Origin of the sequence: Plantactinospora veratri, assembly GCF_036421995.1 — a bacterium.
In the GTDB taxonomy this organism is placed as follows: Bacteria; Actinomycetota; Actinomycetes; order Mycobacteriales; family Micromonosporaceae; genus Plantactinospora; species Plantactinospora veratri.
Genome location: NZ_JAZGQL010000027.1, coordinates 1 through 19,619 on the forward strand (window position 1 = coordinate 1; position 19,619 = coordinate 19,619).

Genomic DNA, 19,619 nt, shown 5'->3' on the forward strand with positions numbered 1-19,619 from the left:
TGCAAGAACCCGCTTCCCGGTACCAGGGCCACAAGTCCTACTCGTACCTGGAGCCACATGCCGACTACCGGGTCTTCGACCTGGCCCCGGAGATCGGTCGGGTGCCCGAGCACGACCTCGGGCTCTCCGACGCGCAGCGGCAGCGGGTCACGCGCCTGCTCGCCGAGCACATCGCGATCTCCCTGCACGAGCACCCGGTGATCCTGCCGGCGGACGTCACCGAGCTGCGCGCCTACAACCGGACCGCCCGGCAGCGGACCGGCTACGAGGGGCTGGCCCGGTCCGGGCTGACCGCCGTCTTCGACAACTTCATGGCCGGCGCCTCCTGCGTCACCAGCGAGAACGGCTGGAAGTGGAACGACCTCGTCTACGCCCTCGGGATGCGGATGAGCGACCTCTACCAGCAGGACTACGTCAAGCTGGCCACCTCGCTCGACGACATCCGGGCGGCCAAGCGGGACGGCCGGCTGGCCCTGGTCGCCGGGTTGGAGTGCAGCAGCCCGATCGAGAACGAACTCGACCGGATCGACATCCTGTACGGCTTCGGGGTGCGGCAGCTCGGCATCGCGTACAGCCAGGCGAACATGCTGGGCGGTGGGCTCTCCGAGGCCCGGGACGGCGGGCTGACCCACTTCGGCCGGCGCGCGGTCGACCGGATGAACAAGCTCGGCATCGCCATCGACATCTCGCACTCCGGCGACCAGACCTGCCTGGACACCATCGAGGCGAGCCGGGTACCGGTCTTCATCACCCACGCCGGGGCGCGGTCGGTCTGGAACACCTCGCGGATGAAGCCGGACGAGGTGATCCGGGCCTGCGCCGAACGCGGCGGTGTGATCGGCATCGAGGCCGCCCCGCACACCACGCTCTCCGAGGCGCACCTGGAACACTCGCTGGAATCGGTGATGGACCACTTCACCTACTGCGTCGACCTGGTCGGCATCGACCATGTGACGTTCGGCCCGGACACGATGTTCGGCGACCACGTCGGGGTGCACAAGACGTACGCCGGCAACTACGGTCACGACTCCGGCAACAAGCCGGAGCACCCCAGGGTCGAGTACGTCTCCGGGGTGGAGAACCCGGGCGAGGCGTTCGGCAACATCGTCGGCTGGCTGGTCAAACACGACTACTCGGACGACGAGATCGCCAAGGTGATCGGCGGCAACACCATCCGGGTACTGGAACAGGTCTGGTAACGACGTCGGGTGGTGGGGGTGCACCCGCTCGGACGTCGATCCGGCGGGTGCCCAACTACTACACTCCGTACGCCGTAGCTGGCGCGGCGGAGCGAAGAGGTGAGGTTGATGGCTCGGCGCGAAACCGCGCTACAGACCGCGCAGGTCCAACTGCGCGATCTGATCGGCAGCGAGTTCCGGACCGGCGACAAGCTGCCCAACGAGCGCGAGTTGGCCGACCGGCTGGCGGTCAGCCGGGCCACCGTACGGGAGGTGCTGGGGCAGCTCGCCGCCGAGGGCGTACTGACCCGGACCTGGGGTGTCGGCACCTTCGTCAGCGAACCGGCCGAGCGGGTACCGGTGTCGATCGGTGACGTCACCGCACTGCGGGACCGGATCACCGCCTCCGGCCACCGGCCGGCCTTGCAGGACGCGGCGGTGAGCCGGGCCGAGTGTCCGGACGACTGCGCGAAGATCCTCGGGCTGGACGTCGGCTCACCGGTCTGGCGGGTCGACCGGCTCTTCGCCGTCGACGGCGTCGCGGCGGCCTGGATCCGCGACCACCTGCCGCTGCGGGTCGGCGACCGTGACCTCGACCCGTCCGGCCTGGTCAGCATCGACCTCGACATGTTCGAGTTCCTGGCCGGCGCGACCGGGATGCCGGTGTGCCGGGCCGAGATCGAGTTCGCCGCCGTACTCGCCGACGAGGCGGCGGTCGGCCGGCTCGGGGTACCGGTCGGGCATCCGCTGGTCAGCGCGACCCAGATCGGCTACAACGCGGAGGGGTTGGCGCTGTTCCACGGGCACATCACGGTCCGGACCGACGTGCTGACCCTGCGGATCACCCGGGGCGCCTGAGCCTGCCCCGCGCGCCGAAGCCTCACGGGCTGCATAGCGCAGGGGCGTCGGGGGTCAGACAGCGCCCAGGCCGAGAGCGGTGAGCCCGGCCGTCAGGTCGGCGGCGCTGACCAGATGACGTAGGCCCCCCTGCTCGCGTACTCCGATCCGGCAGTCGGCGCCGCTGAACCGGACGGTCACCCACTGTCCGGCATGGTGCGCGCCGAGCCGGCGCAGCATCGGCTCCGGGTCGGCGGTCGGGTCCGACATCGACGCCTGCGGCACCGCGATCGGTTGCGCGGGGTCGTCCGGTACCGCCTCGGCCAGCACACTGCCCAGGTAGTCGAGGGCGTAGGCGATCGCCCCGGCCAGCGTCGGCCGGCCCGCCGGTTCCTCCTCCGGCGCCGTCGGGGCGGGGACGGTGATCTCGACGTACCAGCAGACGCCCTGCGCGCGTAGCGGGTCGTCGGCGTTGTGCCGGTTGTCGCGTACCGAGACGTCGACCGCCAGGCCGAGGGCGTGGGCGAGCCGGATCAGGTGGGCCAACGGCGGCACCTCGGGTGGTGCGGCCAGCACGATCAGCCGGCCGCCGGGTCTGCCCCGGCCGGACTGGGCGAGGTGCTGGGTCAGCGGCTCGACGCCGGTCACGTGCAGCGTGACGTACCCGTCGCGGAGATCCTGGTCGACCGGCCAGCCGCCGTCGGCCTCGGTGAGGTCCTCCGGTCGTACGCCAAGGGTCGTGGCGTGGGTGGCCAGCCGGAAGCGCTCGGGTAGCTGGACCACCGGCTTGCCGCCGGGCTGGGTCGCGACCAGCGGCGCGGGCGCGGCGTCGCCGGCCCGCCAGTTGAGGTGTACGACCTGGTGGTCCAGGTCGGTGAGGGTGACGACCATGCCCTGGAAGATCCGGTGGCTGTCCAGGCAGGTGTGGCAGGTCAGCATCCCGGCGCGCAGTCCGGTGCCACCGCAACTGGCGCAGTCGGGATCGGCCGCAGGAGCACCGACGGTGCAGAAGCAGGGCCGCAGCCCGTTGCCGGGGTCGCAGGCCGGGCACGGGGTGTGCGCGATCGCGTCGCCGAGCCAGCCGGGGTCGGGTGGTTCCCAGCCGCGCCGCAGCACTTCGGTGCGGCGGCGCAGAAGCTGGCCGGTTTCCCGCTCGACCAGTCGTTCGGTCCGGCCGGCGACCCGCAGGCCGGTGTACCACCAGCGCCCGTCCCGCCAGATCGCGCAGGCACCGGGCAGCGGCTCCCCGGTGCGCAGATCGGCGCACTCGGCGACCACCCGACGCTCGACCTGGTCCAGGTCCCGGGCGGGCCGCGCCGGGTCGGGGGCCGGTGCGACCGAGGGGACGAGGTACCGGGCCGGCGCGGCCAGGCCGCGCGCCGCGATACCGGAGATCGCGTACGCCACGGTGACGGTGCCGAGCGCCTCGGTCAGGCTGGACGCCGTCCCGCGCCGGGTCGCCGGCACCGCCGCCCCGGGTACGTCGAAGCGGATGTCCCAGAGCAGATCGTCGTGGCCGTGGCACAGCCGGCGTGCCTCCAGCACCAGGTCGAGGCAGAGCCGGTCGGCGAGGTCGCAGAGCTGGCCGAGCCGTTGCTCCGGGACGACCGGTGGCGGGGCGACGCTGCGGCCGAGGTACACCTGCCAGCTCTCGCCGGGGTGGCCGGCGATGGCCCGGGTCTCCAGCGCAAGCCGCTGGTCGTCGGGCAGCTCGGGACTCCACTCGCGGGGCAGCCACACGGCCGACCCGTCGCCCGACTGCCCGTGGCAGTCCGACCAGGTGGCCGCGCCGACGGAATCGGCCAGTTGGTCAACCAGCGGTTGCAGGGGCAGATGCCATCCGCCGCCGGGCGCCGGCCGGGGCGGCACCGTGCCCGGGACGACACTGGCCGAGGCGACCTCACCGGTGTCCACGTTGGCCACGGTCAGCACGAGCTGCGCCCGCCGCTCGCCGCGCTGCCCGCACCGATGGCAGGCGGTCGCAATCTGGCCGACGCCGCGACACATCCGGCATTCCTGGTACGGCTCCCGGGGTGCCGGATCGTCGGTGACCAGCATCCGGTTGCCGTATCCGACGCAGAGACAGGCGCCGACCGTGAAGGTGAGTCCGTCACAGCTCGGGCAGGTGACGACCACGGGCCGGCCGGTCATCGGCCTGTCCACGGCTGCCCGGCCTGGCGTGACCCGTCGGTTCGCCGATCGCGATCGGGTCGGTGGCGGTAGGTGGAATGAATACGACGGAGATTTGCGCGCACGGCAGCGCCATCCTTTCGCCGAGGATTGTTGATCAGCGCGGCGACCCAGTCGGAAACTGTATGGACGGTCGCCTCTCGAGGGCCATCTTGTAGCGTGTGACGGGTGGGTGGCAACGAATTCTCGCAAGAAATCGCCATCGCCTGTTGACTTATTTTTGGTCAACGGATAGACGTTTTATCGGAGGCGGCAGGATGTTGCAGAATCGAACGCGGGGAGTGATCAGATGACCGAGGACATGGGTTCGACCGTGCCGCGCCGCCAGCTCGGCCGAACGCTCAAGCAGCTCCGCACCGAGGCCGGGGTGACCCTGGACGCGGCGGCCGATGCCCTGGAGTGCAGCCGGCAGAAGGTCTGGCGGATCGAGAGTGGACTCGGCGTCGTCCGCTCGCTCGACGTCAGGGCGATGTGCGCGCTCTACGACGTCAAGCCGGACCTGGTCGGCGCCCTGGTCGGGCTGGCCACCCAGACAAAGGCCAAGGGCTGGTGGCACGCGTACGGCGACGCCATCCCCGAGTGGTTCGAGCTGTACGTCGGCTTGGAGTCTGTGGCCTCGCGACTGCGCTTCTTCAAGAACACGCTGATACCGGGCATCGTCCAGACCCGTGGATACGCCTCAGGGATGTATGGCATCGACCAGCCGGAGATGAGCGACGAAGATCGGGAGCGCGCCGTCGAGGTGCGACTGCAACGGCAAAGCCTGCTGACCCGGCGCCTGCCGCCCGCGCCCAACGTGGAGATGGTCCTCTCCGAGGCGGTGCTGCTGCAGCCAGTCGGTGACCGGTCCGTAATGGTCGAACAGCTCCAACACATGATCGAGGTAGCTGACCTGCCCAACGTCTCGGTTCGAGTGCTACCGCTGGCTGCCGGTCCACACCACGGCACCGTGGCGGGTGAGTTCGTCCTGCTCGACTTCCCGTCCGGTAACCGCAATACGCCCGAGCCACCGATCGTCTACAGCGAGTCGCTGACCGGAGCCCTCTACCTCGACCGCGCAGCCGAATACGCCGCCTACGAGAAGGTCTGGGCCAGCCTTAGCCGGCTGGCGCTGGATGAGGGACAATCGAAGAACCTGATCAACAAATTCATCGGGGAGCTAACCCATGGTTGACCTGACCGACGCCGAGTGGCGCAAGAGCAGCCGGAGTGCTGGCAACGGTGGCGAGTGCGTCGAGGTCGCCGACAACCTGACACACGTCGTCGCCGTACGCGACAGCAAGGACCAGGCAGGGCCGGTCCTCGCCTTCCCGCCGTACACCTGGTCCGCCTTCGTCGACGGAGTCAAGACCACCAGCATCGCCCGCTGACCGACCCGCGCCAACCAGTGCCCTCGGCCTTGGCCGGGGGCATCTGCTGTTCTCTCCATTCCCGAAGCGGAGGATCTGACCTGGTCGGACGCTCAAGTCTTTCAGCCCATGCTGTCGGCTCCAGGGCAGCGACCGATCGATCACACCCGATAGGGTCCGGCCATCGGCCAGACGTGGAGCTTGACTCGGGCCGTGTCCCGACGGCTCGCGCCGGTGGCTATACGACGACGGCGATCTGGAGGACCAGCGTGGCCAGCAACGATGGCGTGAGGGTGGCACTCGCACGAGCGGCCGAACAGGTCAGCGGCACCGTACCCCAGACCGCCGGGTGATCTGGGGGCAGTCAGTGACGATCGATGAGGTCAAGGGCACCCTCCGCGCCGGCATCGAGGCAATCGAGCGTGGCCGCTCCACATTCGAGCAGGCTGCTTCCGACGCCGCCGAAGCCATCGCGCGTGCCCACCAGCTCCTGCACGACAGTCGGGATGGCGACGTCCAGAAGGTGCGGAAGAATCTGACCGAGGCGGAGGGCGAGGTCAGGCCGACCGTCGGCCGATTCCTCGCCGCCGAGGGCAACGCCACGTCCTACCTCGCCGACCTCGGATGACCGGCAGCGTCGGCGATGTCGTCGCCCAGTTGCTTGCAGTGCTCCGAAGCCTGGACGCCGCCGCCGTCACCGCATTGCGTGCCCAAGCCGACGCCGACCAGGCCGAAGCACACGTCACCGAGGTCGCCAGGGGCACCAACCACAACCACATCCGGCAGGCCGTCACGGCCAGCCGCACCGCGAGCGAAAAGGCCGCCCGGTACGCCCGGCTCCTCGCGAAGGCAAACGAGAACCTGACCACCTACATCAACAAAATCGCACCAGGCTCAACCCCCACCCACCAGGCCGCCGAAGCCGCAGCACCGTCAGGTGAGCAGATTGTGGCGGACGCTGAGCGACGTTCAAACGCGAAGCGTAACCTCGACAGCTTCCTGGGTAGGATGACGCGTGATGTCGAGTCCGTGCAGGACGGCGCGAAGTCCGGGACAGAACTGACCCAGCAGGTGATCAGCATCTTCCGTAACCCTTCGGGGCCGTCTGGGAGCCAGCAGGCCGGGACGGGCACGCCGACCTTGTCTGCGCCCGCGCCGAAGGCCAAGATTGACGTGCCCGAAGCCGCAGGCCACATAGTTGTCGCCGGGCTGGTGGTCGGGATCGCATTGCATAAGTCGGGCCAGATGATTCGCAGTCAGATAGCGAGGTTCAAGAACCGTGGGCACAAGGATCGAACTGAGCGAGCTAGTCCGCGCGATAGCTCGTCGTGACTGGGGAAGTGCGGACCGCCTCACCGCCGAACTGGATCAGTTGGGCTGGCAGGGCGCTCCTCAGGTCATCGGTGCGGCCTTCGCGATAGCGGTTAACGACCGCTTCGACTCAGCCACGGACGTCCGCGACATCGCTCGCTACGTCTCCGACATCCGTGGGCGCTACCAAGACGGCAATCAGCTGTCCGCCTTGGACGTGGAAGGGATGATCAGAGCTGCCCTTGGCGAGGTAGAACTGGCCGACAGCATCAATCCCGAGGTCGCCTTCCAAGTGCAAATCTTTGTCCTTGGAAATCTGCTACATGACGCGGATCTGACCGAGCCGCAACTCGAAGAGTTCATCTCGCAAGTCGAGCAAGCAGCAGCAAGGTTCATGTGAATCGCCCTGGCCCGGACCATCGCCGCTCCACCATGAGCAGTCCCGGACGAAGCCAGAGCCACCCTTGTGGGCAAGTCCGGGCCTTGCTTATTCTCCGCGGCCCTCGGTCTCCAATAACCATTCGGTAGTCTTCTCGATCCCTCTGGTCGTAGTAGTTCTGGAGGCCGGGGGTCGGTCAACGAGCACCAGCCTCAATGGGGACGAGTCAGGTGGCCGACGTCCGGGTACCCGTGGTCAACGCCGCCTGGACGATCCGGATGGCCTCGTCCGGGTCTATGCCGAGGCTGGCGACCACGGCCGCGTACTCGGCGGCGGCCCGTCGCACCCGTTCGCGCCCCTGCGCGCCGGCCGCCGACACGAAGGAGCCCGCCCGCCCCCGGGTCTCGATCAGGCCAGCCTCCTCCAGTTCCCGATAGGTCCTGGCCACCGTGTTCGCGGCCAGACCGAGATCGGTCGCGAGCTGGCGGATCGGCGGCAGGCGGGTACCCACGACCAGGGCATGGTCCTGGATCTGCCGGGCGAGCTGTGCACGCAACTGCTCGAACGGCGGCACCGTCGACGCCGTGTCGATGACTATCCCTGGTACCGCGTCCAACGCGCCCCTTCCCACCAAGCCTCCGCTCATGTAGCAACCGTTGTAGCAGGACGATACGCCATAATCCGCAGCGCGGCCGGCGAAGGCTTGGCGGCCAGCCGTGAGATGAGTCAATGGTTAGAATGCGCCGTCCGCTACGGGGAGGACGCGAGACGCTGTGGTCGAGGTTCCTGACGAGGTTCTGGCGGAGTTGGCCGGAGCGGTCGCCGCCGCGTTGCCGCTGCTCGTCGCCCGCGTGCCGCCGGCACCGGGGGCCGAACTCGGTCGGCTGCGGGCGATGGCCGACGACGACGTCTGGCCGATCCGCGAACCGACCGCCCCGCACCTGGCGTTCGCCGGGGTCCCTTCCGGCGGTCGGGCCCGAGCCTTCGCCGGGATCCGTCCGGGCGGCCGGGCCGGGGCGACCCACTCGCCGGTACAGGACGCGCTGGGCACGCTGCCTGCGTTGCTGACCGAACGCCTGCTCGGTGCGCTGGAACTGACCGTGGCGGAGCTGGACCTGACCGGCGCCCCGGACCTGACCGGCTTTCTGCCGGAACCGTTCACCGGCAACGTCGCCATCGCCACCATGGGCGGGCAGAGCGAGGCGGTCAGCGGTGCCGCCCTGCTCGGGCAGATCCGGCCCGGTGCCGTACCGCTGGTCGTCGCGCTGGCCCGTCGGCTGGCCGCGCATCCGCAGGTGTCTCCGCGGCTGGAGGTCGCGCCCGACCTCACCGACGAGTCCGCTGTCGCTGCCGCACACGGCGCGGCATGGCTCGGGCTGGCCGTGGCCACCGCCGCCGCCGTCCTGCCCCGGGTGGGCATCCCCCGCTGGGCCACGGCAGCACCGGCCGTGCTCGGCGTCGGGATCGGCACGGCGGTACTGCTGCTGCGCGACACCCCGATGCCGCCCGGTTACGCGGCGGCGGTCCTGGCCCGGGCCAGGGCGGAGTACCTGCTGCCCTGCCGGTCGAGCGGATCGGTGCCGGTGTCGGGCCACCGGTTCGCGCTGCTGGAGGGCGATCACGTTCCGGAGGTCGATTTCGGCGGCAACGGGCTGGTGGCGGTCGTCCCGGGCGGCGCGGTGATCCGCACCGGTACCGAGAGCGGACACGTCCGGCTGCTCCTGACCATCTTGGACGGACCGCCGCCGGAGGTCGCGACCGGTTGGGAGGAGATCGTCGAGGTCAGCTGGCGGGCGGCCGTCGGCGGCGCCTCGGTGATCGGACCCGACTCGGGTGAGCCGGGGCTGCGCCGGGCCACCCCACCATGGCCGGGCGACTACCGGCTGCGGGTACACGCCCGGGGCAGGGACGACACCGACGATCCCGACCGCGAGCACTACGAACTCGTGGTGTGGCAGGCACCCAGCGCACCCGAAATCGTGTACGCCCGCACCGACCGGCTCGGCCACCGGTTGCGCGGCGAACCCGAACCTGCACGCCCCGAACGGCCGGAGGCCGCCTACCGGTGGGTGCGCCGCAGCGCCCTCGCCGAGGCCGCCACGGTCACGGTGGTGACCGGGGCGAGCGCCGACGAGGTGCTGCGCGCCTTCGGTGCGGACCCGGACCGACCGGAGTCGCTGCGGTCCATCGGCGAGGAGCTGATGAGCCGGCAGTCGATCGATCCGTGGGTCGCGGTGCTGGATGTCGGCGATGCCGTGGTCGCCGTCGAGTACAACGGCTGGCAGGGTTCGACCGAGCCCGTGCTGACCCGGGCCTCCACCGGCGGGCGGGCCGCCAGCATGTACTGGAACGTCAACGCGCTGACCCGGCTGTCGTTCGCCGAACAAGGCGACGTGCTGCTCTCGGTGGAACCGTTCGGCGCGATCGAGGCGCCACCGCCGGTCGCCGTGATGCTCGCCGACCTCGACTTCGCCGACCACCACCGCGGCAAGCGGCTGATGGGGCTGGTCGCGGTGCAGCGGTTCACCGGCCACGGCATCACCGCCGAAGCCCTGGCCCGGATCGAGGCCGCCGACGTCGCCTTCCGGATCGTGCCGGACCTGCCGACGCTGTACCCACGCCGGTCGGGACCCGGTGACCTGCTCGGGGACGTCGCCGAGGCGCTGACCGGACTACCCGAACCGCAACTGCGGGACCTGGCCTGGCAGGTCGCCGCAGAGGCCGCCCGGTACGCCGGGATCGGCGCCGACCCGGACATCGTCGCCAGCATCGCGGCCCGTGCCCTGACCACGGACGCGCACCTGCGCGCCCGCCGATCCCAACTCGACGACGGTACGCACCGATGGGTCTGGCTCGCCCTGCACCGGGCGACGAACCCGGACCCGGTCGCCGCCGTCACGGAGACGGTCGACGCGGCCCGCTACGCCGCCGGCCCGCACGCGGCGAACCTGCTCGCCGAGGCGCAGACCCGGATCGCCGAAGCGCGATCCGGTGCCAGCGGATCCGGGCTGCGCCGACATCCTTGACGTCAAGCGCGGTTGAGCTTCTAGCGTCGTCGGCGACGAGAGGGGTGCGACTATGACGACGCTTGTTACCGGGGCCACCGGCAACACCGGACGACACGTGGTGGCAGAACTCGTCCGCCGAGGAGAACACGTCCGGGCCCTGACCCGGAATCCGGCCGCTGCCACCGGCAGGTTTCCGGCCGGCGTGGAGCTGGTGGCCGGTACGCACACCATGCCGGAGAGGTTGGACGCCGCCCTCGACGGCGTCAACCGGTTGCACGTCACGGTGACGACGGGGCTCGCCGAGGTCGGACCGGAGTTGGTTCGACGGGCGGTTGCCGCGGGGGTGGACCGGATCACCGTGCTCTGGGGTGGCGAGGTGGGGCCGGTCGAGCAGGCTGTGGCGGACTCGGGTGTGGGATGGACACGCCTGGAGCCGCAGGAGTTCATGTCCAACACGTTGACCTGGGTCGAATCGATCCGGACCGAAGGGGTCGTGCGCGAGCCGTACGACTTTCCCAGTGCGCTGGTCCACGAAGCCGACATAGCGGCGGTGGCTGCGGTGGCACTGCTCGACGACGGCCATGCGGAGCGGGCGTACAACCTCACCGGACCCGAAGCGCTGACGACACGCGAACGGATCGCGATCCTGTCCCGGGCCATCCACCGCGACATCACCCTCGTCCCGATCACGCACGAACAGGCCGTCGACAGGCTGATCGCCACCGGCGTACCTCGGGCGGAGGCCGAATACGTCGTCGGCTGGTACGCCGCTCCCGACGAGGCCGCCAGGACCGTCGTCGACACCGTCGAGCAGGTGACCGGCCGCCCGGCCCGCACGTTCGCGCAGTGGGTGGCCGAGCACGCGGAGAGGTTCCAGGCGCCCCCGGTCGAAGCCGGCTAGGTGTGTGAGCCAGCAAGACCGACCGGGGGCGAGGGCGGTGGCGGCGCTGGCGATCAGCGACCGAGGCGCTGGTACTGGCGTACCGCCAGGGGCAGGAAGATCGCCGTGATGACCGCAGGCCAGAGCACGGCGGTGGTGACGGCGTGCTCCTCGATCCAGTACCCGCTGGCCACTGCGGGAGACTCGAAGAGTTCCCGGATCGCACCGGCGGTGGAGGAGACCGGGTTCCAGGCGGCGACCGCGCCGAGCCAGCCGGGCATCAGGTCCGGTGGCGCGAAGACCGAGGAGACCATGCCGAACGGGAAGGCGAGCGCGAAGAGGTTTCCGGCCGCCTCGGTGTTCTTCAGCATCAGCCCGAGTTGGATGCCGACGAAGATGAGGGCCGTACGCAGCCACAGCAGCAGCGCGAAGGCGGTCAGCGTCGCGGCGAGGCTGCCCCCGGGACGCCAGCCGAGCACCAGCGCGATGACGACCAGGATGGCCAGGTCCACCGTGGCGTGGATGACGTCGGCCAGGCCGCGTCCGGTGACCACCGCGGACGAGGCCATCGGCATGGAGCGGAACCGGTCGATGAAGCCCCGTTCCTTGATCATGGCGACCGCGAAGGCGGTGTTCATGAAGCCGAAGGCCATGGTCATGGCGAAGAGACCGGGCATGGCGTACTCCAGATAGCCGGCGCCGGCACCCTGCCCCGAGACGTCCATGGCGCTGCCAAAGACGTAGACGAACATCAGCACCATGACGATCGGAAAGCCGAGCTGCCAGGCGAAGTTGGAGGGCTGCCGGACGAGGTGCACCATCTCCTGGATCAGGATCGTCCAGCAGTCGACGACCGCCCATTTGACCCGGCTGCCGAGGGTGTCGGTGGTCTCCGGTGCGAGGGGGATCGTCGTCATCTGCTGGCCTCCAGTTGAGCGGTCGGGCGGATCGCGTCGGGGTGCGTGTCGGCGCCCCGGCGTTCTTCGGTCAGGTGCAGGAAGGCCTCGTCCAGGGTGGGGCGGCGCAGCCCCAGGTCGGCCACGGCGATGCCCCGCTGGCGCAGTTCCGAGGCGACCTCGGTCAGCGCGGCCACGCCGTTGTCCACCGGAACGCTGACCGCGAGTACGCCGTCGTCCACCGTGGCCGTACGCCCGGCGGCGGCGACCTTCGCCGCGAGGGTGCGGATCGCCGGCAGGTCGGCCGGTTCGGCGGCGACGATCTCGAGTCGTTCGTTGCCGATCCGGCGCTTCAGCCCGTCCGGGGTGTCCTCGACGAGGTTCCTGCCGCGATCGATGACGCCGATCCGGTCGCAGAGCCGGTCGGCCTCGTCGAGGTAGTGGGTGGTGAGCACGACCGTGGTGCCGCGCGAGGCGAGATCACCGACCGCCTGCCACACCTCGCGTCGTCCGGCCGGGTCCAGCCCGGTGGTGGGCTCGTCCAGGAAGAGCACGTCGGGGGCGAGGATCATGCTGGAGGCGAGGTCGAGCCGGCGGCGCATCCCGCCGGAGAACTTCTTCGGGGTCTTGTCCGCGGCATGGGCGAGGCCGAACTGGTCCAGCAACTCCTGGGCGCGTTGCCGGGCGGCGGCAGCGCCGATGTGGAACAGCCGGCCGAACATCACCAGGTTCTGCCGGGCGGTGATGTTGTCGTCGACCGCCGTGTTCTGCCCGGTCAGGCCGATGCGGCGGCGCACCAGGCGGGGCTCGGTCCGTACGTCGTGGCCGGCGACCTCGGCGCGACCGCCGTCCGGGCGGAGCAGGGTGCACAGGATGCGTACGGCGGTGGTCTTGCCGGCGCCGTTGGGTCCGAGCAGTCCGTAGACCAGGCCGCGCGGCACGGCGAGGTCCAGCCCGGCCAGTGCCTGGGTGTCGCGATATCGCTTCTGTAGGCCCTCGGTGAAGACGACGTGGCCGGAAGTGGGCACGGAAAACCCCCTAGACTGGGTACGGTGTACGGAGATTAGCGTACGCCGTACCCAGATCACAACCGACTTGTAGGATGACCGCACCATGACGAGCGAGCTCAGCCCCACGGAGCAGTTGCGACGCAGCATCGATCTGCTCTGGGGCGGCACCGAGCGCCCCGCCCGTGGACCGAAACCGACACTGACCCTGGACCGGATCGTCGACGCGGCGATCGCCGTCGCCGACCGGGACGGCACCGCCGCCATCTCCATGCGGCGGGTGGCCGGCGAACTCGGGGTCGGTGCGATGACCCTCTACCGGTACGTCCCCGGCAAGGCGGAACTCCTCGCGCTGATGCTGGACAGGGTCAGCGGTCCGGGCGACGAGGCGGTTCGGGCCGCCGACAAGGGCTGGCGGGAACTGTTGACGGCGGTGGCCCACGACTCGTACCGACTGCACCTGGCGCACCCCTGGCTACTACAGGTCAACTGGACCCGCCCGGTGATGGGCCCGAACAGTCTCGCCGGGGCCGAGATCGTCGTCGCCGCGCTGGCCGACCTCGGTCTCACCAGCCAGGAGCGGATCAGTGTGATGATCACCCTCGACGGCTTCGTCACCGGCTACGCCCGGCATCGGATCCTCTACGACGCGGCGGCCGAGGAGAGCGGTGTCAGCGACGAGGAGTTCTGGAGCCAGCATCTGCCGGTGCTGGAGCGCGCCATGACGTCCGGCAACTACCCGGCGATGGCCGCACTCGCCGAGGACGCCTTCGACGCCGGTTGGGACGAGACCTTCGAATTCGGCCTGAGCTGCCTGCTCGACGGCTTCGCCGCGCTCTTCGCCACCCGCCGCTCGAACCCGCCGGCCGGTATGACCGGGACCGATGCCCCGGGGGCCAGCTTCGGGGAGACGGCTCCGTCCGCCGGTTGCCCGTGACGTCCTCGGGCGACGCGACCGCAGGATCGGCATCGCCATCACACCCTGACTCCGGTGGCCCGGGGCTCGTGGTGTACCGAGCCCCGGGCCACGGTGAGTGGGTCGCCTCCGCGTTCCCGGCTACCGTCTCTGCTTCCGGGTGCCGTGCTCCGCGTCCCTGCCGCGCTGGATCGTCTCGGCGATGCGCTTGATGCGCTGGAGCCGGGAGTCCCAGGCGGCACCGACGTCGGCGAGCTGGGCGACGGCGCGGGCGAGTTGATCCTGATCGACGCGGAACTGCTTCTCGCGGCCGGCGGCCGTGCCGTGTACCAGGCCGACCCGGTGCAGGACGACGAGGTGCTTCGCCACCGCCTGCCGGGTCACCGGCAGCCGCTCGCTCAGGCTGGTCGCCGTACCGCCGTCTTCGCTCAGCAGCAGGTCGAGCATCCGGCGCCGGGTCGGATCGCCGACCGCCGACCAGAGGTCGTCGTCGACCGTCACGCCTACGCCCCCGCCCCGACCTTCGCCGCGTACGTCGGCAGGCGCGGCAGGTAGAAGTCCCAGCCGGTGACGTGCGCGGAGTATTCCGCGACGACCTTGGCCTCGTCCCAGCCGCGCTCGCGGAAGCCGCTCTCGGTCATCCGCAGCAGGGTCCCGGTCCCGGCGGGTTCCAGCTCGAAGACGACCAGGAAGGAGTTGCCCGGACCGGCCGCCTCGCCCGCACCGTGCGTCCACCGGAAGGAGAAGAGCCGCGACGGCACGGCGTCGACAACGGTGAACTGCTCCCAGGTGCCGTCCTGCGACACGTCCCCGAAGCCGATCCGCCCTGCTCCCCCGGGCACGGCCGGGAACTCCGCCTCGTCCGGCCACCATCCGCGCAGATGCTCCGGACTGCTCACCACGTCGAAGACGACCTCGGGCGAAGCCTCGATGTGGATCTCTCGTTCGATCGTTCCCAGTTCCATGCTCGCCACCCTCTCGCAACGTTTGGTTGCACGTCAGGTTAGTGCACCCACCGGGAATGCGCAACCATTGGTTGCGGGTTCGGCGCCCGCCGGCTCAGCCGCCCGGCCGTGGCACCCACTGGTCGCCGAGGGCATCGTGCAGGAACAGCAGCACCGCGCCGACCAGGATCGCGGCGAAGATGCCGAGACCGAACCCGAGCGCGCCACGGTCCCGCGGTTCGCCGCCGCCGAGCATGCCAACCGGTGCCGTCGACCGCGACCACGGGCGGTCCCGGGCCAACCAGAACAGCACCCCGAGGCCGTACGGTGCGATCGCCACCAGCCAGAACCAGAACCACCGGGTGCCGTGTACCGGGGCGGGACCGGCGACGACGACACCGAGGAAGACGGCGGCGAGGACCAGACCCAACCCGGCGACGGCGACGGCTCCCAGCGGGTGGACGTCGCCGGCTCGGTGTTCCAGGCCGGCCGCCCGGAGGTGCTGGGCGATCCCGACGGCGCCCGGTCCGGAGTAGCCCGCAGGCTCGACGGCCCCGCTGACGATCACCTGATCGAACGTCCCGGTGTCGGTCCAGTGCACCCGACCGTCGGGGGTTCGCCACACGAACAGCGGGCCCAGGGTGCCGGAGGCATGCAGGCTGGGAGCGTCGAACCACGGCAGGGGATCGACATCCCACCCGTCACCCCACTGGTACGCGCTCACCCGGCCGGCGAGCACGTCCGCCCTCGCCCGGTCGTAGCTCTGCTCCCGGGGTGCCAGCCACCAGGCCGTGCCCGCCGCGAGCAGCCACAACAGGACCAGAGCGAGCCGCAGCAGGCCCCACCACCGCAAGGTCGGCCCGGCCGACACCACCGACGCGTTCTGCCTCATGGACACATCGTCCCAGCACCCGGGCCGGGACGAGTGCCACCGCTCGGCGTCGGGTACCAGACTCTCCGACCGGGGGCATCGGAGGGAGTGACCGCATGAGCAGGATACCCAGGGCCGTCCAATGGCTGCTCCTGACGGCAATGACGTGCGCGTTCGTGGGCCAGGTCCTAACTGGATTCAACCGTCCCGTCAACGTCGTCGTGGCATGGTTGTCGGGCGTCCTCGCCCTCTGGTGCGCCGCCAGCCTGTACGTCGGACGCCGGGACCGTCCCACCCGGTGAACGGCCCGCCGGAACCGACGACGTACCGTCGCTGTGGACCCGGCGGGCCGGAGGTACCGCGAGATTCAGAGCCGGAGGTACCGCGAGGTTCAGAGGAAGCCGGGTGTGGTGAGCCGCCAGGCTGCTCCGATGAGGCCGACATGTGACAGCGCCAGCGGGGTGTTGCCGAGGTGCGCGCCGGTGCGCGGATCGATCTGCTCGGCGAAGAGTCCGAGATCGTTGGCGCGGGCGGCGGTGCGTTCGAACAGCGCGACGGCGCGCTCGGTCTCGCCCGCCATCGCCAGGCATTCGACCAACCAGAACGTACATGCCACGAAGCCGGCCGGATCGTCCGGCCAGCGCCGGACCAGACCCTCGGTACTGAGGTCCGTCGCGATGGCCTCGATCGTGGCCCGCATCCTCGGATCGGTGGCCGCCACCATCCCCGAGCCCGGCAGGACCAGGACGGAGGCGTCCAGCTCCGCCGAGCCGATCACCCCGGTGTAGGCGCCGACCCGCTCGTTCCAGCCGTCCCGCAGTACCGTGCTCCGGATCTCGTCGCGGACGGCGGCCCACCGCTCGGGGTCGGCACGCGGGCCAAGGAGCGGGGCGAGCTTCACCGCGCTGTCCAGCGCACCCCAGCACAGCGCCTTGGACGCCAGGTAGTGCCGTCCAGGACCGCGTTCCTCCCACATGCCGGCATCCGGTTCCCGCCAGTGTGTGGCCTGCTCGGCCAGGCCAACCAGCAGCGCCTTGGACTCCTCCGACAGGTCACCGAGCGCGTCGCGGAGCAGGTACGCGCTGAGCAGTACCCCGGGTACGTCGTGCTGCCGCTGCCGCCAGGCGTCGTTGCCGACCCGGACCGGTCGGCTGTCGGCGTACCCGCGCAGGTGGTCGAGGGAGTACTCGGACAGGTCCCGCTCGCCGGTCACCCCGTACATGATCGGCACCGGCTCGTCACCCGTACGCCCCGCCGAACGGGCCGCCCAGCCGAAGAGTCGCCCCGTCTCCTCCGGACACGTGGTCACCCACAGCGCCCGCATGGTCAGGAAGAAGTCCCGCAGCCAGGCGTACCGGTAGTCGTAGTTGTCGGCACCACCGAGCCGCTCCGGCAACGACGTGGTGACGGCCGCGACCACCGCCCCGCTGGGCCGGTAGGTCAGGCCCTGCACCACCAACGAACTGCGCCGCACCAGCTCCGGATAGCGGCCGTGGTAGGGGTGCAGGTCCCGGATCACCCGCCACGCCTCGACGGTCTCCGCGAGCGCCGACACCGGCTCCAGGTGCCGGGGCGGCGGCCCGTAGGGCGGCGCGGAGACCAGGTCGAAGCCGAGCACCTGACCGGCGACCACGTCGAACTCGGCGTACGCCCGGCCGTGTGCACACGCCAGCGGCACGGGGCTGCGCAGGGCCAGGGTCAACGGACCGGCTTCGGCCAACACCTCGTCCCCGCGACAGTGCAGGTACGGAACGACCAGCCCGTACTCCGGCCGTGGCACGTACTCGCACCGCATCCGTACCCTGCCGGTCAGTCCCTCGACGACCCGGGCCAGCAGCATCGGGGAGTTCTGCCCGAGTTCGTGCCCGCGCGCCCCGGGCTCCGCCACCAGACCCTCGGTGACCGCGACGTCACCACCGACGGTGTGATGGACGGTCCGCAACACCAGCGAGTCGTCGAGGTAGCCCCGCTCCGCCTGCCCGCCCACCCCGTCCGCCGGGCAGAGCCGCCAGTGGCCGGCATCCGGATCCAGCAGCCGCCCGAACACCGACGGCGCGTCGAACCGGCCCGGGCACCACCAGTCGACCGAGCCGTCCCGACTGACCAGCGCCGCCGAGGCGCAGTCGGACAGCAAACCGTAATCGGCGATCGCCGCCTCGGACATTCCGCGCGACTACCCGATTTCGCCCCGGTTAGTGGTCCCGGCGGAGGACCCGGCCCGGGGGCGCGTCCTGCCCGTTCGCCACCGTGATCGGGCCGTCACCACCGCCATGACCGGGCACGGGTGTCGATCGGGCATAGTGGGTTCGGATCGGGGTCGACGGGGAACCAAGCGCCGACCTGCGCGTCACCGGTCCCGGCAGGTGTCATTATGATGCGATGACGGACGGAAGGTGGGAGATGTCCCCGGATCTCGAATCCACCGCCGCCGAGCTGTCCTTGACGGTGGTACGCGACGGCGCCGAGGTCCGGGTGGCAGCCGACGGCGAAATCGACATGAGCACCGCCGACAGCCTACGGGACTGTCTGGACGAGCTGCTGGACCAGAAGCCGGAGAAGGTCGTGGTCGACCTGGCCGGCGTCACCTTCCTGGATTCCAGCGGCATCGCCACCCTGGTCCGCGCGTACAACCGGGCGCTCAACCAGGGTGCCGGGCTGAACGTGGTGAACTGCCAGGCGAACGTCCGCCGGGTCCTGGAGCTGACCGGCCTGCTCTCCGTCATGACCGAGGGCACCTGAGCCGGCTCACGGGCCGGTCCCCAGGCTCGGCCCCCTCCCTCGGATGTGGAGTCGCACCTCCGGGTGCTGCCGTTCAGGTTCGTCCGGTCGAGTAGCCCGGGCCGGTTCTGGGTAGCTGGACGTCCGTGAGCGCTATCCCGCAGGTTCTGGTGGTCGGACAGTTGGCCCGCGACCTCGTACTGGTGGTCGACCGGATGCCCCCGGCCGGCAACGCCGCCGACGTCCGGTGCCGGCGCGAGCTGCTCGGCGGGAAGGGCGCCAACCAGGCGGTCGCGCTGGCCCAGCTCGGCGCGCGTCCGATCCTGCTCGCCGTGGCCGGCGACGACCGGGTCGGTGACGATCTGCTGGCGCAGGCGCGTCGGGACGGTGTCGACGTGTCGCAGGTACGGCGCCGGGTCGGGGCCCGCACGGGGCTGATCGTGGAGGCGCTGGACGCCGACGGTGGCTGGCGCTACCTGCAACACCTGCCCGACGAGATGTTGCTGACCGAGGCGGACGTACTGGCGGCCACCGAGGCGTTCGCCGCCGACGCCGTACTCGTGCAGCTCCAGCAGCCACCGCAGACGGCGCTGGCAGCGGCGCGGCTCGCCCGGGAGGCGGGCCGGCTGCTCGTCCTCGACGGGGCCCCGGCCGACGACCGGCACCGCCGGCCGCTGCTGGCCGCCGCCGACGTGCTGCGGGCCGACGACCGGGAGACCGGGCTGTTGACCGGCGTCTCCGCCGACGACCCGGCGCAGGTCCGCGCCGCCGCCGAGCAGCTACTGCACGCCGGCCCCGGTCTGGTCGTGCTCGGCCTCGGGCCGGCGGGAAACCTCTTCGTCTGGGCGGACCGTCGCTGGGGCCAGGGACATCTGCTGGTGCCGCTCACCGAGGAGCGGGTCGTGGACACCACCGGCGCGGGAGACGCCCTGACCGCCGCCCTCACCGTGGCACTGCTCCGCGGTGATCCACCGCCGGACGCGGCCCGGTATGCGGTGGCCGCCGCCGGAGCCAGCGTCGGGCATCCGGGAGGCCGCCCGGCGCTCGACGGCAGCACGCTGCGGAAGCGGCTGGCGGGGCTCGACCCGGAGCCAGGCGAGGACTCGCGGATCGGCGGGCCGGCGTGACCGTCGAC

The 19,619-nt window shown here is 70.8% G+C and carries 20 protein-coding genes; 12 read left to right on the forward strand and 8 right to left on the reverse strand.

The genetic code is table 11. The annotated features are described in order from the left end of the window. Both V1634_RS27050 and V1634_RS27055 read left to right on the forward strand, forming a co-directional pair. On the forward strand, positions 1-1,199 hold a 1,199-nt coding region (locus V1634_RS27050), incomplete at its 5' end, for a dipeptidase (protein ID WP_331210723.1). 108 nt (positions 1,200-1,307) lie between these two features. After that, a complete protein-coding gene (locus V1634_RS27055; protein WP_331208328.1) occupies positions 1,308-2,036 on the forward strand; it encodes a GntR family transcriptional regulator in 729 nt (242 codons plus the stop codon). Positions 2,037-2,090: 54 nt separating this feature from the next. On the opposite strand, the gene V1634_RS27060 is transcribed toward V1634_RS27055, so the two are convergent. Beyond that, entirely contained in the window at positions 2,091-4,166 is a 2,076-nt protein-coding gene (locus V1634_RS27060; protein ID WP_331208329.1) for a hypothetical protein, read from the reverse strand. Between the two features lie 328 nt (positions 4,167-4,494). Between V1634_RS27060 and V1634_RS27065 the strand changes: the two genes are divergently transcribed. The 5 genes from V1634_RS27065 (at position 4,495) to V1634_RS27085 (ending at position 7,265) form a co-directional block, all read left to right on the forward strand. Then, positions 4,495-5,379, forward strand: a complete 885-nt coding sequence (locus V1634_RS27065; protein ID WP_331208330.1) for a helix-turn-helix domain-containing protein — start codon at positions 4,495-4,497, stop codon at positions 5,377-5,379. Then, positions 5,372-5,575 carry a DUF397 domain-containing protein gene (locus V1634_RS27070; protein ID WP_331208331.1) on the forward strand — a complete coding sequence of 68 codons (204 nt, stop codon included), beginning with the start codon at positions 5,372-5,374 and terminating at the stop codon, positions 5,573-5,575. Before V1634_RS27065 ends, V1634_RS27070 begins: the two co-directional genes overlap by 8 nt. A gap of 346 nt (positions 5,576-5,921) precedes the next feature. Beyond that, the gene (locus V1634_RS27075; RefSeq protein WP_331208332.1) at positions 5,922-6,182 is read left to right on the forward strand and encodes a hypothetical protein; all 261 of its coding nucleotides are present in this window, start codon (positions 5,922-5,924) and stop codon (positions 6,180-6,182) included. Further along, the gene (locus V1634_RS27080) at positions 6,179-6,886 is read left to right on the forward strand and encodes a hypothetical protein (RefSeq protein WP_331208333.1); all 708 of its coding nucleotides are present in this window, start codon (positions 6,179-6,181) and stop codon (positions 6,884-6,886) included. Before V1634_RS27075 ends, V1634_RS27080 begins: the two co-directional genes overlap by 4 nt. Beyond that, positions 6,834-7,265 (forward strand): hypothetical protein, encoded by a 432-nt coding sequence (locus tag V1634_RS27085; protein ID WP_331208334.1) that lies wholly within the window; start codon positions 6,834-6,836, stop codon positions 7,263-7,265. Before V1634_RS27080 ends, V1634_RS27085 begins: the two co-directional genes overlap by 53 nt. A 205-nt stretch (positions 7,266-7,470) precedes the next feature. Here V1634_RS27085 and V1634_RS27090 read toward each other — a convergent pair whose 3' ends face one another. Further along, positions 7,471-7,890 (reverse strand): GntR family transcriptional regulator, encoded by a 420-nt coding sequence (locus V1634_RS27090; RefSeq protein WP_331208335.1) that lies wholly within the window; start codon positions 7,888-7,890, stop codon positions 7,471-7,473. 127 nt (positions 7,891-8,017) lie between these two features. Between V1634_RS27090 and V1634_RS27095 the strand changes: the two genes are divergently transcribed. Together V1634_RS27095 and V1634_RS27100 are read left to right on the forward strand one after the other, a co-directional pair. Next, the gene (locus tag V1634_RS27095; protein ID WP_331208336.1) at positions 8,018-10,270 is read left to right on the forward strand and encodes a DUF6461 domain-containing protein; all 2,253 of its coding nucleotides are present in this window, start codon (positions 8,018-8,020) and stop codon (positions 10,268-10,270) included. 52 nt (positions 10,271-10,322) lie between these two features. Then, positions 10,323-11,153 carry an NmrA family NAD(P)-binding protein gene (locus tag V1634_RS27100; protein ID WP_331208337.1) on the forward strand — a complete coding sequence of 277 codons (831 nt, stop codon included), beginning with the start codon at positions 10,323-10,325 and terminating at the stop codon, positions 11,151-11,153. A 53-nt stretch (positions 11,154-11,206) separates the two neighbouring features. On the opposite strand, the gene V1634_RS27105 is transcribed toward V1634_RS27100, so the two are convergent. Further along, positions 11,207-12,049: an ABC transporter permease gene (locus tag V1634_RS27105; protein WP_331208338.1), complete on the reverse strand. Its 843-nt coding sequence runs from the start codon at positions 12,047-12,049 to the stop codon at positions 11,207-11,209. Further along, positions 12,046-13,056, reverse strand: coding sequence for an ATP-binding cassette domain-containing protein (locus tag V1634_RS27110; protein ID WP_331208339.1), 1,011 nt, complete (start codon positions 13,054-13,056; stop codon positions 12,046-12,048). The genes V1634_RS27105 and V1634_RS27110 overlap by 4 nt, the downstream gene beginning before the upstream one ends. Positions 13,057-13,141: 85 nt before the next feature. Here V1634_RS27110 and V1634_RS27115 point away from each other — a divergent pair, with 85 nt between their 5' ends. Next, complete coding sequence (locus V1634_RS27115; protein ID WP_331208340.1) at positions 13,142-13,972, forward strand: TetR/AcrR family transcriptional regulator; 831 nt, start codon at positions 13,142-13,144, stop codon at positions 13,970-13,972. 120 nt (positions 13,973-14,092) lie between these two features. On the opposite strand, the gene V1634_RS27120 is transcribed toward V1634_RS27115, so the two are convergent. From V1634_RS27120 to V1634_RS27135, 4 genes are all read right to left on the reverse strand, one after another. After that, entirely contained in the window at positions 14,093-14,452 is a 360-nt protein-coding gene (locus V1634_RS27120) for an ArsR/SmtB family transcription factor (protein ID WP_331208341.1), read from the reverse strand. Positions 14,453-14,454: 2 nt separating this feature from the next. After that, complete coding sequence (locus V1634_RS27125) at positions 14,455-14,916, reverse strand: SRPBCC domain-containing protein (protein ID WP_331208342.1); 462 nt, start codon at positions 14,914-14,916, stop codon at positions 14,455-14,457. Positions 14,917-15,010: 94 nt separating this feature from the next. Further along, complete coding sequence (locus tag V1634_RS27130; RefSeq protein WP_331208343.1) at positions 15,011-15,787, reverse strand: hypothetical protein; 777 nt, start codon at positions 15,785-15,787, stop codon at positions 15,011-15,013. Positions 15,788-16,157: 370 nt separating this feature from the next. Then, on the reverse strand, positions 16,158-17,930 hold the full coding sequence (locus tag V1634_RS27135; protein ID WP_331208344.1) for a glycoside hydrolase family 15 protein: 1,773 nt from the start codon (positions 17,928-17,930) through the stop codon (positions 16,158-16,160). A gap of 215 nt (positions 17,931-18,145) precedes the next feature. Between V1634_RS27135 and V1634_RS27140 the strand changes: the two genes are divergently transcribed. Together V1634_RS27140 and V1634_RS27145 are read left to right on the forward strand one after the other, a co-directional pair. Next, on the forward strand, positions 18,146-18,505 hold the full coding sequence (locus V1634_RS27140; protein WP_331208345.1) for an STAS domain-containing protein: 360 nt from the start codon (positions 18,146-18,148) through the stop codon (positions 18,503-18,505). Positions 18,506-18,630: 125 nt separating this feature from the next. Further along, positions 18,631-19,611 carry a PfkB family carbohydrate kinase gene (locus tag V1634_RS27145; RefSeq protein WP_331208346.1) on the forward strand — a complete coding sequence of 327 codons (981 nt, stop codon included), beginning with the start codon at positions 18,631-18,633 and terminating at the stop codon, positions 19,609-19,611. Positions 19,612-19,619: the final 8 nt, after the last annotated feature.

What these genes read in the sequence shown, in the direction of transcription:
- V1634_RS27055 (WP_331208328.1), top strand. Translation starts at nt 1,308, where the DNA reads ATGGCTCGGCGCGAAACCGCGCTACAGACCGCGCAGGTCCAACTGCGC.
- V1634_RS27060 (WP_331208329.1), bottom strand. Translation starts at nt 4,166, where the DNA reads ATGACCGGCCGGCCCGTGGTCGTCACCTGCCCGAGCTGTGACGGACTC.
- V1634_RS27065 (WP_331208330.1), top strand. Translation starts at nt 4,495, where the DNA reads ATGACCGAGGACATGGGTTCGACCGTGCCGCGCCGCCAGCTCGGCCGA.
- V1634_RS27070 (WP_331208331.1), top strand. Translation starts at nt 5,372, where the DNA reads ATGGTTGACCTGACCGACGCCGAGTGGCGCAAGAGCAGCCGGAGTGCT.
- V1634_RS27080 (WP_331208333.1), top strand. Translation starts at nt 6,179, where the DNA reads ATGACCGGCAGCGTCGGCGATGTCGTCGCCCAGTTGCTTGCAGTGCTC.
- V1634_RS27090 (WP_331208335.1), bottom strand. Translation starts at nt 7,890, where the DNA reads ATGAGCGGAGGCTTGGTGGGAAGGGGCGCGTTGGACGCGGTACCAGGG.
- V1634_RS27100 (WP_331208337.1), top strand. Translation starts at nt 10,323, where the DNA reads ATGACGACGCTTGTTACCGGGGCCACCGGCAACACCGGACGACACGTG.
- V1634_RS27105 (WP_331208338.1), bottom strand. Translation starts at nt 12,049, where the DNA reads ATGACGACGATCCCCCTCGCACCGGAGACCACCGACACCCTCGGCAGC.
- V1634_RS27115 (WP_331208340.1), top strand. Translation starts at nt 13,142, where the DNA reads ATGACGAGCGAGCTCAGCCCCACGGAGCAGTTGCGACGCAGCATCGAT.
- V1634_RS27125 (WP_331208342.1), bottom strand. Translation starts at nt 14,916, where the DNA reads ATGGAACTGGGAACGATCGAACGAGAGATCCACATCGAGGCTTCGCCC.
- V1634_RS27130 (WP_331208343.1), bottom strand. Translation starts at nt 15,787, where the DNA reads ATGAGGCAGAACGCGTCGGTGGTGTCGGCCGGGCCGACCTTGCGGTGG.
- V1634_RS27135 (WP_331208344.1), bottom strand. Translation starts at nt 17,930, where the DNA reads ATGTCCGAGGCGGCGATCGCCGATTACGGTTTGCTGTCCGACTGCGCC.
- V1634_RS27140 (WP_331208345.1), top strand. Translation starts at nt 18,146, where the DNA reads ATGACGGACGGAAGGTGGGAGATGTCCCCGGATCTCGAATCCACCGCC.